15 protein-coding genes are annotated in these 16640 nt (G+C 39.0%); 13 read left to right on the forward strand and 2 right to left on the reverse strand.

Translation table 11 applies throughout. The features are described 5' to 3' along the window. Positions 1 to 229: 229 nt before the first annotated feature. Both ntdP and recX read right to left on the reverse strand, forming a co-directional pair. Complete coding sequence (gene ntdP / locus ACFOSE_RS03565; protein ID WP_380430601.1) at positions 230 to 763, reverse strand: nucleoside tri-diphosphate phosphatase; 534 nt, start codon at positions 761 to 763, stop codon at positions 230 to 232. A gap of 87 nt (positions 764 to 850) precedes the next feature. Next, positions 851 to 1627 (reverse strand): recombination regulator RecX, encoded by a 777-nt coding sequence (recX, locus tag ACFOSE_RS03570; protein WP_380430604.1) that lies wholly within the window; start codon positions 1625 to 1627, stop codon positions 851 to 853. A 146-nt stretch (positions 1628 to 1773) separates the two neighbouring features. Between recX and rlmD the strand changes: the two genes are divergently transcribed. The 13 genes from rlmD to ACFOSE_RS03635 all read left to right on the forward strand — a co-directional run bounded on the left by rlmD (position 1774) and on the right by ACFOSE_RS03635 (position 16611). Next, positions 1774 to 3129: a 23S rRNA (uracil(1939)-C(5))-methyltransferase RlmD gene (rlmD, locus tag ACFOSE_RS03575; RefSeq protein ID WP_380430607.1), complete on the forward strand. Its 1356-nt coding sequence runs from the start codon at positions 1774 to 1776 to the stop codon at positions 3127 to 3129. Between the two features lie 115 nt (positions 3130 to 3244). Then, complete coding sequence (locus ACFOSE_RS03580) at positions 3245 to 3874, forward strand: hypothetical protein (RefSeq protein ID WP_380430610.1); 630 nt, start codon at positions 3245 to 3247, stop codon at positions 3872 to 3874. Positions 3875 to 3962: 88 nt separating this feature from the next. Further along, positions 3963 to 4895, forward strand: a complete 933-nt coding sequence (locus ACFOSE_RS03585) for a manganese-dependent inorganic pyrophosphatase (protein WP_380430613.1) — start codon at positions 3963 to 3965, stop codon at positions 4893 to 4895. Positions 4896 to 5049: 154 nt separating this feature from the next. Further along, the gene (proB, locus tag ACFOSE_RS03590) at positions 5050 to 5850 is read left to right on the forward strand and encodes a glutamate 5-kinase (protein ID WP_380430616.1); all 801 of its coding nucleotides are present in this window, start codon (positions 5050 to 5052) and stop codon (positions 5848 to 5850) included. Positions 5851 to 5853: 3 nt separating this feature from the next. Beyond that, complete coding sequence (locus ACFOSE_RS03595; RefSeq protein WP_380430619.1) at positions 5854 to 7104, forward strand: glutamate-5-semialdehyde dehydrogenase; 1251 nt, start codon at positions 5854 to 5856, stop codon at positions 7102 to 7104. Between the two features lie 328 nt (positions 7105 to 7432). Continuing rightward, the gene (gene rsmH / locus ACFOSE_RS03600) at positions 7433 to 8383 is read left to right on the forward strand and encodes a 16S rRNA (cytosine(1402)-N(4))-methyltransferase RsmH (protein WP_380430622.1); all 951 of its coding nucleotides are present in this window, start codon (positions 7433 to 7435) and stop codon (positions 8381 to 8383) included. 8 nt (positions 8384 to 8391) lie between these two features. Next, positions 8392 to 8727 (forward strand): cell division protein FtsL, encoded by a 336-nt coding sequence (ftsL, locus tag ACFOSE_RS03605; protein WP_380430625.1) that lies wholly within the window; start codon positions 8392 to 8394, stop codon positions 8725 to 8727. Between the two features lie 3 nt (positions 8728 to 8730). Continuing rightward, positions 8731 to 10989: a penicillin-binding protein PBP2X gene (pbp2x, locus tag ACFOSE_RS03610; protein WP_380430627.1), complete on the forward strand. Its 2259-nt coding sequence runs from the start codon at positions 8731 to 8733 to the stop codon at positions 10987 to 10989. Position 10990: 1 nt separating this feature from the next. Next, positions 10991 to 12007, forward strand: a complete 1017-nt coding sequence (mraY, locus tag ACFOSE_RS03615; RefSeq protein WP_380430630.1) for a phospho-N-acetylmuramoyl-pentapeptide-transferase — start codon at positions 10991 to 10993, stop codon at positions 12005 to 12007. A 426-nt stretch (positions 12008 to 12433) separates the two neighbouring features. Then, complete coding sequence (locus tag ACFOSE_RS03620; RefSeq protein ID WP_380430632.1) at positions 12434 to 13777, forward strand: DEAD/DEAH box helicase; 1344 nt, start codon at positions 12434 to 12436, stop codon at positions 13775 to 13777. A 142-nt stretch (positions 13778 to 13919) separates the two neighbouring features. After that, positions 13920 to 14753: a transporter substrate-binding domain-containing protein gene (locus ACFOSE_RS03625; protein ID WP_380430634.1), complete on the forward strand. Its 834-nt coding sequence runs from the start codon at positions 13920 to 13922 to the stop codon at positions 14751 to 14753. A 270-nt stretch (positions 14754 to 15023) separates the two neighbouring features. Continuing rightward, positions 15024 to 15881, forward strand: coding sequence for an amino acid ABC transporter permease (locus tag ACFOSE_RS03630; protein ID WP_380430778.1), 858 nt, complete (start codon positions 15024 to 15026; stop codon positions 15879 to 15881). After that, on the forward strand, positions 15868 to 16611 hold the full coding sequence (locus ACFOSE_RS03635; RefSeq protein WP_380430636.1) for an amino acid ABC transporter ATP-binding protein: 744 nt from the start codon (positions 15868 to 15870) through the stop codon (positions 16609 to 16611). The genes ACFOSE_RS03630 and ACFOSE_RS03635 overlap by 14 nt, the downstream gene beginning before the upstream one ends. Positions 16612 to 16640 lie beyond the last annotated feature (29 nt).

A 16640-nucleotide genomic window follows, 5' to 3' on the forward strand; every position in this document is an offset into this window, starting at 1 on the left:
CTTAGCTCAGTTGGTAGAGCATCTGATTTGTAATCAGAGGGTCGCGTGTTCAAGTCATGTAGCCGGCATTTTAGATTTAGATTTTTAAGCTGGAATTTCTTCCAGCTTTTTATATATCAAATTTTAAAGAGAATGGGATCAAAATCGGTAAACTGTAATCAACTACTGCATTAATCTGGTAAAGCAAAATAAAAAAGCAGGACTTTTGTCCCAGCCTCTTTTTGCAACTTTAACGACTCTTGAGTTCAAGATAACGTTTGTACCAAATATTGATGTATGACTCTGAAAAAGGCCCTTTTTCATTATTAATCCAATCAACAAGAATTTTAACATTTTCTTTTAAGATGAAATCAATATCTTTTGAATAGTGCATTTCTCTCTTGTGAGTCTCATACTCGTCTACATCGAGCAATTTTTTTTCGTGATTCTCAAATACTTTAACATCTAGATCATAATCTATATATTTGAGAGCCTCTTCATCCATAACATAAGGACTTGCCAGATTACAGTAATAGGAAACGCCATTATCACGAATCATTGCAATGATATTAAACCAAAATTTTTTATGGAAATAAACAATTGCTGGTTCACGAGTCACCCAACGTCGGCCATCACTTTCAGTTACGAGTGTGTGGTCGTTAACGCCGATAATAGCATTTTCTGTTGTTTTTAGTACCATAGTGTCGCGCCAGGTTCGGTGCAAACTACCATCATGCTTATAACTCTGAATTGTAATAAAGTCGCCTTCTTTTGGTAATTTCATGGCATCTGACCTTCTACAATTAGTTTATCTGTTATAGTTTATCATAATTTAGTAGAAAAATCACTGCTGAAAGCTGAAAAGGTCTTTTTAGAGGTAATCACGTAGAGCTGCTTCTATATCTGTAAAGTCATATCCTTTTCTAGCTAGAGCTTGAGTCAGTCTTTGTTTCAAATCATAGCCTTCATATTTTTTTTGATATTTTGGTAATAGTTTATCTAACTCACGATAGATGAGTTCCATATCATCTAGGTCATCTTTTTGAATAGTAAGGCCTGCAAGAGCTATTTTAGCTGCTTGATAATCAAATCCTTTATTGAGTAAATTTTGGGTGATTTTATCTTTAATAGCTTTGGTCGGAAAACGCCCTTCGTATTTTTTATACAATTTTTTAGCGGTTCGCTCAGCAATTTCTGAGAAATCTTGGCTTTCTGTTACTTCTGAAATGACAGACTTAGGGATTCCCTTTTGACTAAGCTTTTGGCTCAATATATGAGGGCCTTTATCACCATTATAAAAGTTTTGAGTGATTATATTTTCGGCATAGCGATAATCATCAATCCACTTATTTCTTTTAAGATTATCCAGAACTTGGGGAATTATGTTACTATCAATTTCATGTTTATAAAGATAGTCTTTAATCTCTTTTTCAGTTCGTTGTTTAAAGGAAAGATAGTAGAGAGCAAGATTTTTGCCATAAGAGAATTGTGCGAAGGTTTGAATATCGTCTAGTTGTTCTTTACTGATATCCATTCCTTTGGAGAGCATAAATCGGACAATGGTATCTTCAGTAATATAAAGTTTTTCTTTGTCATCTAATTCAAGGAAATAAAGGTGTTTTTTCTTTTCAATTTTAGTGATTTTCATAGGTTTATTATAGCAAAAATGTTAGAATAAAAGGGCATCTAGCAAGAGTTTTGTCTTAGGTGCAAAGCTATCAAGAGCTGCTTTATCAAGCTACTTATCAGTAAATTTAATTGTTTTTTATAGCATTTTTAGAAAGGTTTCCCATAATGAATTTACAGCTTAAGCAAAGAATCCCGCTAAAAATAAAGCGTATGGGGATAAACGGCGAGGGAATTGGATTTTATAAGAAAACCTTGGTCTTTGTTCCAGGAGCCCTCAAGGGGGAGGATGTTTTTTGTCAAGTAACAGCACTTAAGCGTAATTTTGCGGAAGCTAAACTATTAAAAATTAATAAACATTCCAAATTTCGTGTAAAGCCTCAGTGTCCTATTTATGAGGAATGTGGAGGCTGCCAAATTATGCATTTGCGGTATGATAAACAGTTGGATTTCAAAGATGATATGGTTGTCCAAGCCTTAAAAAAATTTAAACCTTCAGACTATGAATCTTATGAAATCCGTAAGACCAAGGGAATGGAGGAGCCCTATCATTATCGCGCAAAATTGCAATTTCAAACACGCTCATTCGGTAATTCAGTTAAGGCGGGGTTGTTCGCTGCTAATTCTCATCGTCTGGTATCTCTACAAGACTGCTTGGTGCAGGATTCATTGACACAAGAAATTGTTAATAAAGTAACTCTTTTATTGACTAAATATAAGATTCCTATTTATAATGAACGTAAAATTGCTGGTATTCGAACCGTCATGGTACGTAAGGCTCAGGCTAGCTCCCAGGTGCAAATTATCTTTGTCACGAGCTGTCAGCTTCGTTTGACAGCTCTTATTAAGGAGTTACATCTAGCCTTTCCAGAAATCGTGACGATTGCAGTCAATTATAACCGCTCCAAATCGAGTGAAATTTATGGAGAAGAAACGGAAATCATCTGGGGGCGAAAAACTATTCAAGAAGAAGTGCTTGACTATAGTTTTGCCCTTTCTCCTCGTTCTTTTTATCAGTTGAATCCTGAACAGACACAGGTGCTTTATACTGAAATTGTCAAAGCTCTTGATGTATCTCCAAATGACCATTTGATTGATGCTTATTGTGGTGTGGGTACTATTGGTTTTGCTTTTGCAAACAAGGTGAAGTCGGTGCGTGGTATGGATATTATTCCGGAAGCTATAGAAGATGCCAAGAAAAATGCCTATGCTATGGGATTTGAAAATACATATTACGAAGTTGGGAAAGCAGAGGATTTAATTCCAAAATGGTATGATGAAGGCTACCATGCCGATGCTCTCATTGTGGATCCACCAAGAACTGGCTTAGATGATAAACTTTTACAAACCATTATTGAGGCTGCACCAGAAAAAATGGTTTACGTCTCCTGTAATGTTTCGACTTTGGCACGAGATCTGGTTCGACTGACACAAATTTATCAAGTTGATTATATTCAATCGGTAGATATGTTCCCACACACCGCTAGAATAGAGGCGGTTGTTAAGCTGAAAAAAAGAGCTTAGGGTAAGACTATTTTGATGATATTTTCAAGTTGACTATCTTCAATAATAGGGAGAATGCCTATTTTGACAGCATTGTGAATTTGTGATATGATGAATCGAGAAAGTTGAGTATTGTATGTATCGCGTATTGAGAATTGATAACGAGGTCGTTGTCCTTGCTAATACGGACGGTCAAGTTAAACGGATTGATCGTTCGTCTTTTAGTTTTGTCCCTAGGTTAGGAGATAGGGTGGATCTTTTTCAAGATGACAATGGCGAATTTGTAGCGGTGAGAGCTAGAGAGCAAGGTGACTCTAAAAATGGGTCAAGGCATGTTAGATCGGCTCTTTTGCAGGGGATTTTCGATTTATTTATGGAAATCGTTTCACTCCACAATGATCAAGTGGGTGATTTAAAGCGTATCCTGACACAAATCTTTATCACCTTTTTCATGATTTGGGGTTTGTTGGGCGTTGTTGTTGTTGAAATTATTATTTTTATTGAATCATTATTAATTTGGGCTTATCAGCTGGCTCTGATTGCTATTAAGTATCTTCATGATCTTATTAGTAGAAAAATGGCTGAAAGAGATAAGAAGCGTGATTCTCAGCTTTATGCCTCTTATCAGGAGCCGATTTACGAACATGGGCAGGACTATGCTGATTCTGTAAATCCAGAAGCTTATGACGAATATGAAGGTGATTCATATATTATTGATTTAGATTCTCTGGAACTCTCTCCAGATGAGTCTGACAGAGATTATTGAGAGAAATGGGAAATTTCCTATTTCTCTTTCTTTATGTTTGGAAATTTGCTAAAATGTTAAGGAAATAAAGTTTTTACGAGGTAGAGTCATGTCACAAATTTTAGTTTTTGGACACCAAAATCCTGATACTGATGCGATTGCATCATCATATGGCTGGGCTTATTTAGAACGTACAGCTTGGGGACGCAATGCTGAGTGTGTTGGGCTGGGAGAACCAAACGAAGAAACAGCTTTTGTATTAGACTACTTTAAGGTTGAAACTCCGCGTGTAGTAGAATCTGCTAAGGCAGAAGGAGTAGAACAGGTTATCTTAACAGACCACAATGAATTCCAACAATCTATCAAGGATATTAGTGATGTTGAAATCATGGCTGTCATTGATCACCACCGTGTTGCCAATTTTGAAACAGCTAATCCACTTTACATGCGCCTTGAACCTGTTGGTTCCGCCTCGTCAATTGTTTTTCGTGCTTTCAAAGAAACTGGCACAGCAATTCCTAAAGAAGTAGCTGGCCTGCTCTTATCAGGCTTGATTTCTGATACTCTGCTTTTGAAATCACCAACAACTCATGCGTCAGATCCAGCAGTTGCCAAAGAATTGGCTGAAATTGCTGGTGTTGATCTGGAGGAATACGGTTTAGCTATGTTGAAAGCAGGAACCAATCTTGCTAGCAAATCTGCTGAAGAATTGATTGATATTGACGCTAAAACTTTTGAACTCAATGGCAATAATGTGCGTGTAGCTCAAGTCAATACAGTTGATATCAATGATGTTTTGATGCGTCAAGCTGAAATTGAAGGAGCGATTGAAAAGTCGCGCGCAGCCAACGGTTACTCAGATTTTATTCTTATGATTACAGATATCCTCAATTCAAATTCTGAAATTTTGGCTTTGGGGAGTAACATGGATAGAGTTGAAGCAGCCTTTGATTTCGTCCTCGAAAATAACCATGCTTTCTTGGAAGGTGCAGTTTCCCGCAAGAAACAAGTTGTTCCACAGTTGACGGAGAGCTTTAATTAAGTTATCAATGATTAATTGACAGATTGACTGTCAGATTTTGATAAAATTTTTAGATGGCGAGGCAGTACATCTTAAGGGGGCTGAAGAGAGTTAGTAGCTAGCTTCGAATTCCTTGTGAGATGGATGCCCGCCTTCTCTTTATATAAGAATAAATATGAAACGAAATTTTGATACGGTAAAACGTTTGGTTATTAAGATTGGAACCAGCTCCCTGGTTTTACCAAATGGAAAAATCAATCTAAATAAAATTGACCAGCTAGCTTTTGTCATCGCTAGTCTGATGAATCAGGGCAAGGAAGTCATCCTGGTTTCTTCTGGAGCCATGGGATTTGGTCTCAATGTATTAAATGAGGAGAAACGTCCGACCGATATTGATCAACAACAGGCTGTTTCGAGTGTGGGACAGGTGGCGATGATGAACCTGTATTCGCAAATTTTTTCTCACTATCAAACCAATGTCAGTCAGCTGTTGATTACAAGAGATGTGGTGGTGTATCCTGAAAGTCTGGAAAATTTCACCAATGCTTTTGAAGCCTTGATTGCCAGAGGAATTGTTCCCATTGTCAATGAAAATGATGCGGTCAGTATTGAAGAGATGGATCATCAGACCAAATTTGGGGATAATGACCGTTTGTCAGCCATTGTAACGGGTATCACCAAGTCTGACTTATTGATTATGCTGTCTGATATCGATGGTCTTTTTGATAGGAATCCTAATGTTTACGAGGATGCTGTCTTGCGTGATCATGTCACTGAAATTACCGATGATATTTTGGCCTCTGCAGGTGGTGCAGGTAGTAAATTTGGAACCGGTGGGATGTTGAGCAAAGTCCAGTCGGCTCAAATTATTTTTGATCAGGGTAGACAAATGGTCCTAATGAATGGCAAAAATCCTAGGGATATTCTGCGACTTTTAGCCGGTGATAAGTTAGGAACTTGGTTTAGAAAGGAGTAACCAATGACAGTTATTAATCAATTAGGACAAAAAGCAAAGTCAGCCAGTCGTGAATTGTTAAGCATTGGAGCGATAGATAAGAATGTTATTTTAGAGCTTATTGCTAAAAATTTAATCGCTAATAGTGCTCATTTGTTGACTGAGAACACCAAGGATTTGGCAGTGGCGGAGAAACATGGGATTAGCTCAGTGATGACGGATCGGCTCCGTCTAACTTTAGAACGTATTGAGGCAATGGCAGATGGTCTGCATCAGGTTGCGGATTTAAAGGATCCCATTGGGCAGGTAGTGCAAGGTTTTACCAATAGCGATGGTCTTAAAATTCTACAAAAACGTGTCCCTTTAGGCGTCGTTGGAATGATTTTTGAAAGTCGCCCCAACGTTTCTGTAGATGCTTTTAGTCTAGCCTTTAAAACCAATAATGCGATTATTTTACGCGGTGGTCGTGATGCAATTCACTCCAATATGGCTCTTGTAAATATTATCCGACAAACTTTGACAGAAGCAGGGGTCACACCAGATGCTGTTCAGCTGATTGAAGATACTAGCCATGAAGTTGCCGAAGAGATGATGAAGGCAACCGACTATATTGACGTGCTGATTCCTCGCGGCGGTGCTCATCTAATTCAGACGGTCAAAGAAAAAGCCAAGGTACCTGTCATTGAAACAGGAGTTGGTAATGTTCATGTCTATGTTGATGAAACAGCTGACCTAGAGATGGCTACGAAGATTGTGATCAATGCCAAGACTCAACGCCCTAGTGTTTGTAATGCAGCAGAGAGCCTGATTGTCCACCAAGCTGTGGCTGAAGAGTTTCTAGCAAAATTGGAAGACGCAATTGTTGAGGCTCATGAGGTGGAATTTCGGGCAGATGATCGTGCCAAGAGCTATTTAAAAACCGCTCTTCCTGCTAAGCCAGAAGATTTCGGCCGAGAATTTTTAGATTATATTATGTCGGTCAAGATTGTTGATAATTTATCTCAAGCAATTGACTGGATTAATACCTACACAACTCATCATTCCGAAGCCATTATCACCCAAAATATTGCAGCTGCCGAGGCTTTCCAGGAGCAGGTAGATGCAGCTGTGGTCTATGTCAACGCTTCAACGCGTTTTACAGATGGTTTCATTTTTGGCTTGGGTGCCGAAATCGGTATTTCAACTCAAAAAATGCATGCGCGTGGACCAATGGGCTTGGAGGCTTTGACTTCAACCAAGTTCTACATCAATGGACAGGGACAAATCAGAGAATAATCATAGATGAGATTAGTAATCTTATAATTATGTTAACCAAAAAAAGAAGGCTGGAGCAAGATCCTGCCTTTTTGTTTTGCCCTAGCTTTACCAGATTAAAGCAAAGGTTGATTGGCAGTCCTTATCCCTTGCTAAGCAAGTGATAGCTGGCAACCTAATCAACTGTGCAGAAAAAGGCGGGATGACAAAATCGATAAATTGCGATTGTATCACAGTTTAGTGATTTTTATCCCACTTTCTTTTGTTTGGAGTATTAGTCTAATTAGACGAGTTGTTATTTAAAATATTATTAGCGCAAAATTACCTAAATTATGGTAAAATAAAAGCTATGACAAACGAATTTCACCATGTGACAGTGCTGCTTTCTGAGACCGTAGATATGCTGGCTATTAAACCAGATGGTATCTATGTGGATGCAACCTTGGGTGGAGCTGGTCATAGCGCTTATCTCTTGTCCCAACTGGGCCCAGAAGGTCACCTTTACTGCTTTGATCAGGATCAGATAGCGATTGATAATGCTCAGGTTAAATTGAAAGAGTATATCGATAAAGGCATGGTGAGTTTTATTAAAGATAATTTTCGCCATTTAAAAAAACAGTTGACCCAAAATGAGGTAACTGAGATTGATGGTATTCTATATGACCTAGGTGTTTCTAGCCCGCAGTTAGACGAGCGGGAGCGTGGCTTTTCCTACAAAAAAGATGCGCCACTTGATATGCGTATGAATCAGGAAGCTAAACTGACTGCCTATGATGTGGTCAATAGTTACACCTATCAGGATTTAGTCAGGATTTTTTTTAAGTATGGTGAAGATAAATTTGCTAAGCAGATTGCCCGCAAGATCGAGCAGGAGAGAGCTAAAGGACCAATTGAAACAACGGGTCAGTTAGCAGAAGTTATCAAATCTGCTAAACCAGCCAAGGAACTCAAGAAAAAAGGTCATCCTGCTAAGCAGATTTTTCAGGCCATTCGCATTGAGGTTAATGATGAACTTGGTGCAGCAGAAGAATCCATTCAGCAAGCCATGGAAATGTTAGCGGTTGATGGTCGTATTGCTGTTATCACTTTTCATTCCTTGGAGGATCGATTGATCAAGCAAGTCTTCAAAGAAGTTTCTACGATTGATGTTCCTAAAGGGCTTCCCTTTATTCCAGAGGATATGCAACCTAAAATGGAATTAGTTAACCGCAAGCCCCTTGTACCGACTCAATCGGAATTGGATGTTAATAATCGTGCCCACTCAGCTAAGTTACGGGTGGCTAAAAAAATTCGAAAGTAGATGTTAATATGGCTAATAAAAAGCAAGAAGAAAGAGCAATCAGAGATGCTTTTCAGCGGCGTTTTCGCAAGTTTTCCAGACTAGAGGTGGCCTTTTATGGCTCTATCATCATTGCGGCAGTTTTAATGTCTGTCGGTATCATTTATTTACAGAGTCGCAATCTGCAAGTTAAGCAAGAAATCACGCAGATTAATAGCCAGATTAGTGATGCAGAAACTGATCTGAACAATGCCAAGCAGGAAGTAAATGAATTGACACGCTCCGAGCGTGTCGCTGAAATTGCAGAGCGTGCTGGCTTGTCGATTGATAATTCTAATCTTGGGAATATTGGGAGTAATGAGTAAGACATGAAAAATTTAATCAATCGATTTTTGACTTTTGTAACTAGAGATCGTCGGAGTCCTCGTGTCAATCGTGAGCATGTTGGACAAAATTTGATGATTACGACGGTCTTTATCTTTTTTGTCTTTCTCATCAATTTTGCTATTATTATTGCGACCGATAAGAAGTTTGGAGTTGATTTATCTAAAAACGCTAAGGATGTTTATCAAACAACCGTTACCAAGGCGGCTAAGCGAGGTTCTATTTATGACCGCAATGGCAATGTTATTGCGGAAAATTCTACAACTTATACGGTTTATGCCATTATCGATAAAAAATATGTTTCAGCTTCGAAAGAGAAACTCTACGTTCAAGACAGTCAATTTGATAAATTGGCTGAAATTTTAAACCAGCAGATTGGGATTGATACTGATTACGCCAAAAAACAATTAGAGCAGAAGGATTTAACACAAGTTTATTTTGGATCCAGTGGATCTAAGCTGTCTTATAGCACCATGAAGGCCATTCAAGAAGCTGCTGAGAAAGAAGGGATCAAAGGAGTTGATTTTGACTCCAGCGCTAGTCGTCTCTATCCTAATGGAACATTTGCTTCTGAATTTATCGGGATTGCCCAAAGTAAAAATGGTAAAAAAGGTGATGCTACCCTAGTTGGGACAACTGGAATGGAAGCCTCAATGGATGATACGCTCTCTGGTACAGATGGTAAGATAACTTACGAAAAAGATGAGAATGGTAATATCCTATTTGGTACCGGAAAAACGGTTAAGAATACAGTTGATGGTCGTGATGTCTATACAACGCTTGATGCTACCTTGCAAAATTATCTGGAAACCCAGATGGATGTTTTTATGAAAGACGTTGGTAGTGCGACAGATGCCAGTGCAACCTTGGTTAATGCTGAAACAGGAGAAATTTTAGCAACAACACAGCGTCCAACCTACAATGCTGATACCTTGCAGGGAATGAGTAAAGATGAAGGTTACAACTGGCTCAATATGCTCTATGGGACCAACTATGAACCAGGGTCAACCATGAAGGTTATGCTCCTAGCATCGGCTATCAATGAGGGGGCTTTCAATCCCAATCAGTCCTATTATAATGGGGATGGAATTACCATCGCTGACACAACAATAAATGACTGGTCGGTCAACAACGGAACCTCTACAGGGCAAAATATGACCCTAGCTCAAGGTTTTGCCTATTCTTCAAATGTTGGCATGACCATTCTGGAGCAAGAGTTAGGAGATTCAACATGGGGCAGTTATCTCTCCAAATTCCGTTTTGGTCTTCCAACGCGCTTTGGAATGGCTAATGAAGAATCCGGGTCGGTATCACTGGATAATGAGGTAACGACAGCAATGTCGGCCTTCGGTCAAGGAGTTTCGGTAACAGAGACTCAAATGTTGCGCGCCTTTTCTTCTGTTGCCAATGATGGCGTCATGCTAGAACCCCGTTTCATCAGTCAGGTCTATGATCCTGATAAGAATAGCAGCAGAGTTGGTTCTACCGAGGTTGTTGGTAATCCAGTATCATCAGATGCTGCTAGCCAAACGCGTGATTACATGGTAACTGTTGGGACAGATAGTCAGTATGGAACACTCTATTCATCTTCAACAGCTTCTCCAGTTATTCAGGTTGGAGACTATTCTGTAGCTGTGAAATCTGGTACTGCTCAGTATGCTAAAGAAGACGGAGGCTATGAGGAAGGACAGAATAGTTATATCTACTCTGTCGTCGCCATGGTTCCATCTGATGATCCTAAGTTTGTCATGTATGTTACCTTGAAGAAGCCTGAGCATTTCAGTATCACCTATTGGTCAGATGTCATCAATCCAGTATTGGAACAGGCTATGCTGATGCAGGATGAATTATCTTCAACGGCTGTTGCTTCACAGTCTTCTGGTGAGACAGCTTATAAGATGCCAGATATCACTGGTAAGAGTGCCGGTGATGCTGCTGTCACGCTGCGTCAAAATCTAGTTCATGTGGTTTCCTTAGGAACAGGAAGCAAGGTTAAAAAAACTTCCGTTAAAGCAGGAACGAATCTGTCTGCAGGTAGTCAGGTCTTGATTTTAACAGACAAGATCAAAGAGTTACCAGATATGTATGGATGGACCAAGGAAAATGTACAAACTTTTGCCGATTGGATGGGTCTCAAAGTGACCTTTAAAGGATCAGAATCTGGAACTGTTATCAAGCAAAATATTAATTCCGGAACTGATTTGAAAGACGTTAAAAAATTAACCATTACTCTAGGAGAATAAAATGCTACTCACCTTATTAGCGGGATTGACAGCCTTTATTTTAACGGTTGTCAGCATGCCCTTCTTTATCAAATTTTATCAGAAGAAAAAAATTGCTGGTCAACAGATGCACGAGGATGTTAAGCAACATATGGCTAAGGCTGGAACTCCAACTATGGGGGGAACAGTCTTTATTCTTGCTGCTACTCTTGTGACCTTGATTTTCTCATTTTTAAATTCTTTCAAGGGTCCAGCATTTGGAGCGACAGCAGGTATTTTATCAGTTGTTGTCATTTATGGTATTATTGGTTTTCTCGATGATTTCTTGAAGATTTTTAAAAAAATCAATGAAGGGTTGACACCTTGGCAGAAGATGTCGCTGCAAATTATTGCTGGTCTCATTTTTTACTTTTTGCATGTAAGACCGAGTGGCACCGATGCTATAAATATCTTTGGCTATCAGCTACATATTGGTATTTTTTATCTGATTTTTGTTCTTTTTTGGGTTGTCGGCTTTTCAAATGCTGTTAATCTGACAGATGGGATTGATGGTCTGGCCTCAATTTCGGTAGCTATTAGTTTGGCTGCCTATGGTATTATTGCTTATATCCAAAAGCAGACTGATATTCTCTTGATTATTGTGGTAATGATTGGTGCTCTCCTAGGCTTCTTTGTCTTCAATCATAAGCCAGCCAAAGTTTTCATGGGAGATGTTGGTAGCCTAGCCTTGGGGGCTATGTTGGCTTCAATTTCTATTACTCTGCGTCAGGAATGGACTCTGTTAATTATTGGCTTTGTTTATGTGCTTGAGACCGCTTCGGTTATGCTTCAAGTTTCTTACTTCAAGTACACTAAGAAGAAGTATGGTGAGGGGCAGCGTATTTTCCGTATGACTCCCTTCCACCATCATTTAGAACTTGGCGGTTTAAGCCTTAAAAAAGAGGGAAGTAAGTGGTCTGAGTGGCAGGTTGATGCTTTTCTTTGGAGCCTCGGAGTCCTTGCCAGCTTGATTGTATTGGGGATATTGTATCTCTTGTAAAAAAGCTAGTTTAATAGACATTTGCTTACATGAAGTTCTTAGGTGCAAGTCTGAGAACTTTTCTTGTTCTCAATTATTTTTTAAGGAGGTAAAAATAAAAAGCAAAATTATGATTATGGAATGTATGCTGTTGGTAAAACATTGGTGATTTGATGAAACAAATGCTAAACCCGTAGACAAGAAAAATTTGAGACTAGATAGGTCAAGATAGAGAAGAGTAATCAACTAATAATTATTCAAGAATTTTACCTTACATCATGTAAAAATAATTTATAACTCTTTCCAAACTGAGTTTTAACTGATCATTTGAGAATTTGAAAAAGCGAACAATCCTATTTCATGTTATAATATAAGGGCATTGAGCATTAGCATGGTAAATAAGTTGATAGAAGATCCGACTTTCAGTAATTATAAATTGAGGTAAGCATGTCATTTAAAGATTTTAATTTTAAACCCTATATCCAAAAGAGTTTGGATGAAATGAAATTTACTGAACCGACTCCGGTTCAGCAAAAATTGATTCCCCTCGTTCGTTCGGGTCGTGATTTAGTAGGTGAATCAAAAACAGGATCTGGTAAGACCCATACTTTTTTGATACCTATTTTTGAAAAATTAGATGAAAATGATAAGGATGTACAGGCTGTCATTACAGCGCCCAGCCGTGAATTAGCTAGGCAAATTTATCAGGCTGCTAAACAAATTGCAGATCAGTCTGAGACAGGGATACGTATCGCCAACTATGTTGGAGGAACGGACAAGCTTCGCCAAACTGAAAAATTGAAATCCTCCCAGCCTCATATTGTTATTGGTACACCTGGTCGGATTTACGATTTGGTTAAATTTGGGAGTCTTAACATTCATAAGGCACAGATCTTTGTTGTTGATGAAGCGGATATGACCTTAGATATGGGTTTTCTGGATACGGTAGATAAAATTGCAGCTAGCCTGCCTAAACAAGTCCAATTTTTGGTTTTTTCAGCAACGATCCCACAAAAGTTACAGCCCTTCCTGAAAAAATATTTAACCAATCCTGTTATTGAACAGATCAAGTCAGAAACAGTCATTGCAGATACGATTGATAACTGGTTAATTTCCACCAAGGGACGGGATAAAAATGCACAGATTTTAGAAATTGCTCAGGTCCTGCAACCTTATTTGGCTATGATTTTTGTCAACACCAAGGAAAGAGCTGATGACCTGCACGCCTATTTGACTGGCAATGGTCTCAAGGTTGCTAAGATTCATGGAGGGATTCCGCCGCGGGAGCGTAAGCGGATTATGAATCAAGTCAAAAATCTTCAATTTGAATATATTGTCGCGACCGATTTGGCTGCAAGAGGGATTGATATTGAAGGTGTCAGTCATGTTATCAATGATGCTATTCCTCAAGACCTATCCTTTTTTGTTCATCGGGTAGGTCGAACAGGGCGCAATAGTCTATCAGGAACGGCTATTACCCTGTACCAGCCAAGTGATGACGGTGACATTCGTGATTTGGAAAAGATGGGAATTAGGTTCAGTCCCAAAGTTTTGAAGGATGGTGAGTTTCAGGATACTTATGAACGTGATCGCCGTGCTAATCGTGAAAAATCCTATCAGAAACTAGATACTGAAATGATTGGTCTGGTTAAGAAGAAAAAGAAAAAGGTGAAACCTGGCTACAAGAAAAAAATTCAGTGGAAGGTTGACGAAAAGCGCAAGCGTGAACGTCGAGCTGAAGCACGTGCTAAAAGTCGGGCTAATCGCAAAGCTAAAAAGCAAACATTTTGATGTTTGATAGATACAAGAGGCTGGGACAAAAGTCCTGCCTTTTTGATATGCTTTAGCTATCGACTGATAGAAAATCAGTATTATCCAAAATGTTTTTAAGATGCTAAACTAGTATCATCTTGAAGAATGAGGTGAAGGAAATATGAAATTGAGAAAAATACTAGCAGCAGGTTTGGTCATAGGTCTTGGTATCCTTTCTCTTACGGCTTGTTCTTCTAAAGCAGGATCGGGTAAGGAAGATATTATCGTGGCAACAGACTCTGATACTGCCCCCTTCACCTTTACCAATAAAAATAATAAGCATACTGGTTATGATATTGAGGTATTGCAGGCTGTTTTCAAGGATTCTGATAGATACAATCTAAAATTTGAAACGACCGATTTTGATTCAATTCTGCCCGGAATTGATTCGGAGCGTTATCAAATTGCTGCCAATGATTTTAATTACAATGAAGATCGAGCTAAGAAGTACCTCTTTTCTGACCCTATCTCGGTATCAAATTATGCTATTGTAACGAAATCAGGAAAGGCATATGATAGTTTAGATGAACTGTCTGGCAAGTCAACAGAAGCGATCGCGGGTTCAAATTATGCTCAGACACTGGAAAATTGGAATGACAAACATCCCGACAAATCTCCTATTCAGGTCAACTATGTTTCAGGAGATACAGGTTTCTCATCGCGTCTGCAAGACCTAGAGCAAGAGAAGATTGATTTTATTTTCTATGATCAAATCTCGTCATCCTATGCTGCTAAAGATCAAGGTTATGATTTTGCAGTGACGCCGCTAAAAGATGATGTAGGCTCTTCTAAGGATGGCTTAGAATATTTCTTATTTGCCAAGTCTGATCAAGGTAAAGAATTGAACAGTTTTGTGAACAAACGTCTCAAGGAGTTACAAAAGGACGGTACCTTGGTTAAACTTAGCAAGAAATATTTTGGTGGAGACTTTGTCTCAAGTCTTGATAATAAATAAGTTTAGGCGAGGAGATATTGATAATACGGTTAATATTTTAATAGCTGCATTGCTATATTAAACGGAGTAGAGGCTTTGGTGCAAGCCTCGTTTATTTTGGGAGTCTAGTAAACTTATTTAAAACGAACTATTTTACAGCTAGCTTTTAGGGTGGTAAAATTAAAAAGATAGTTGAAAATCACAGGAGAAATTATGATACAAATACAAAAACTTAAATTAAATAGCTCTAATACTAGGGGGGGACAATTTTTAAAGTCAGTCAAAGGGCAGATGCTTGTCTTTTTTGCTCTAGTCCTTGTACTCCTTGCGTTAGCAGTATGGGGCTGGCATTACCTTATCGATTCAGGTCAATATGATGGATTTTTAAGGTCTTTACCAGACGGTAGGCTCTTTAGTATTCGTTCTGTTTTTAGTGCTATTCCTAATATTTTAGAGCGTCTACCGATGACTCTGTGGCTAACCTTCTGGGGTTCTATTTTTGGTTTAGCTTTAGCCCTTCTATTCGCCATTGTTAAAATAAATCGTGTACCAGTTCTTTATCGCCTCCAAGCATTCTTTGTTAGTTTTTTACGGGGAACGCCTATCTTGGTTCAACTGATGTTGACCTACTATGGGATTCCACTTTTGTTGCGCTATCTAAAGATGGAATACAATTTGAACTGGAATATCAACGATGTTCCGCCGATCATCTTTGCTGTTGTAGCCTTTGCTTTTAATGAGGCGGCTTACACCAGTGAAACGATTCGTGCAGCCATTCAAGCAGTCGATTCGGGAGAGATTGAAGCAGCCAAGAGTCTGGGGATGACCAATGTTCAAATTTATCGTCGGGTCATTATTCCTAATGCTGCCGTTATTGCGACCCCAAGTTTGATTAATACTTTAATTGGCCTAACCAAAGGAACTTCATTGGCTTTCAGTGCAGGTATTATTGAAATGTTCGCCCAAGCTAAAATTATTGGTGGTCGTGATTACCGCTACTTTGAACGCTACATTTCGGTTGCCCTTATTTATTGGATAATCAGTATTATTATTGAAAATATCGGTCGCTATATTGAAAAGAGCATGGAAATTAAGTCGCCCGATAATATTACCCTTAAGGAAGGAGAACTGGCTAATGATCAAGATTAGGAACTTAACCAAGGAATTTTCAGGCCAAAAGGTTTTAGATGGTCTTGATTTGGATATCCAAAAAGGAGAGGTTATTGCTCTCGTTGGTGCTTCAGGTGCTGGGAAATCCACCTTTTTGCGCAGTATGAACTATTTGGAAACTGCTGATTCAGGGACGATTGAAATTGATGATTTTAAGGTGGATTTTACAACCATCACCAAGGATCAAATTCTAACCTTGCGTCGCAAATTGGCCATGGTCTTTCAACAATTTAATCTTTTTGAACGCCGCACAGCGCTTGAAAATGTCAAGGAAGGCTTGAAAATTGTCAGGAAGTTACCCGATGCCGAGGCGACAGAAATTGCAGAGGAAGAACTCCGCAAGGTAGGCCTATATGACCGTCAAAACCACTACCCTCGTCACTTGTCGGGCGGACAGAAGCAACGGGTTGCTCTGGCGCGAGCCTTGGCCATGAAGCCGGATGTTTTACTTTTAGATGAACCTACATCAGCCTTAGACCCTGAATTAGTCGGAGAAGTTGAGAAATCAATCGCTGACGCTGCTCAATCTGGTCAAACTATGGTTTTGGTCAGTCATGACATGAACTTTGTTGCTCAGGTAGCCGATAAGGTTCTTTTCCTAGAAAAAGGGCATATTCTTGAGCAGGGAACTCCTGATCAACTTTTTAATCACCCTAAAGAAGAACGGACAAAAGAATTTTTTGCTAGTTACAAGAAATCTTATATTTGATATAATAGAGATAAGTTTTATTACTCGTC

The organism is Streptococcus dentapri, assembly GCF_042649885.1.
Lineage (GTDB): Bacteria > Bacillota > Bacilli > Lactobacillales > Streptococcaceae > Streptococcus > Streptococcus dentapri.

Coding starts and splice junctions, on each gene's coding strand:
- ntdP (WP_380430601.1), bottom strand. CDS start 763: ATGAAATTACCAAAAGAAGGCGACTTTATTACAATTCAGAGTTATAAG.
- recX (WP_380430604.1), bottom strand. CDS start 1,627: ATGAAAATCACTAAAATTGAAAAGAAAAAACACCTTTATTTCCTTGAA.
- rlmD (WP_380430607.1), top strand. CDS start 1,774: ATGAATTTACAGCTTAAGCAAAGAATCCCGCTAAAAATAAAGCGTATG.
- ACFOSE_RS03580 (WP_380430610.1), top strand. CDS start 3,245: ATGTATCGCGTATTGAGAATTGATAACGAGGTCGTTGTCCTTGCTAAT.
- ACFOSE_RS03585 (WP_380430613.1), top strand. CDS start 3,963: ATGTCACAAATTTTAGTTTTTGGACACCAAAATCCTGATACTGATGCG.
- proB (WP_380430616.1), top strand. CDS start 5,050: ATGAAACGAAATTTTGATACGGTAAAACGTTTGGTTATTAAGATTGGA.
- ACFOSE_RS03595 (WP_380430619.1), top strand. CDS start 5,854: ATGACAGTTATTAATCAATTAGGACAAAAAGCAAAGTCAGCCAGTCGT.
- rsmH (WP_380430622.1), top strand. CDS start 7,433: ATGACAAACGAATTTCACCATGTGACAGTGCTGCTTTCTGAGACCGTA.
- ftsL (WP_380430625.1), top strand. CDS start 8,392: ATGGCTAATAAAAAGCAAGAAGAAAGAGCAATCAGAGATGCTTTTCAG.
- pbp2x (WP_380430627.1), top strand. CDS start 8,731: ATGAAAAATTTAATCAATCGATTTTTGACTTTTGTAACTAGAGATCGT.
- mraY (WP_380430630.1), top strand. CDS start 10,991: ATGCTACTCACCTTATTAGCGGGATTGACAGCCTTTATTTTAACGGTT.
- ACFOSE_RS03620 (WP_380430632.1), top strand. CDS start 12,434: ATGTCATTTAAAGATTTTAATTTTAAACCCTATATCCAAAAGAGTTTG.
- ACFOSE_RS03625 (WP_380430634.1), top strand. CDS start 13,920: ATGAAATTGAGAAAAATACTAGCAGCAGGTTTGGTCATAGGTCTTGGT.
- ACFOSE_RS03630 (WP_380430778.1), top strand. CDS start 15,024: ATGCTTGTCTTTTTTGCTCTAGTCCTTGTACTCCTTGCGTTAGCAGTA.
- ACFOSE_RS03635 (WP_380430636.1), top strand. CDS start 15,868: ATGATCAAGATTAGGAACTTAACCAAGGAATTTTCAGGCCAAAAGGTT.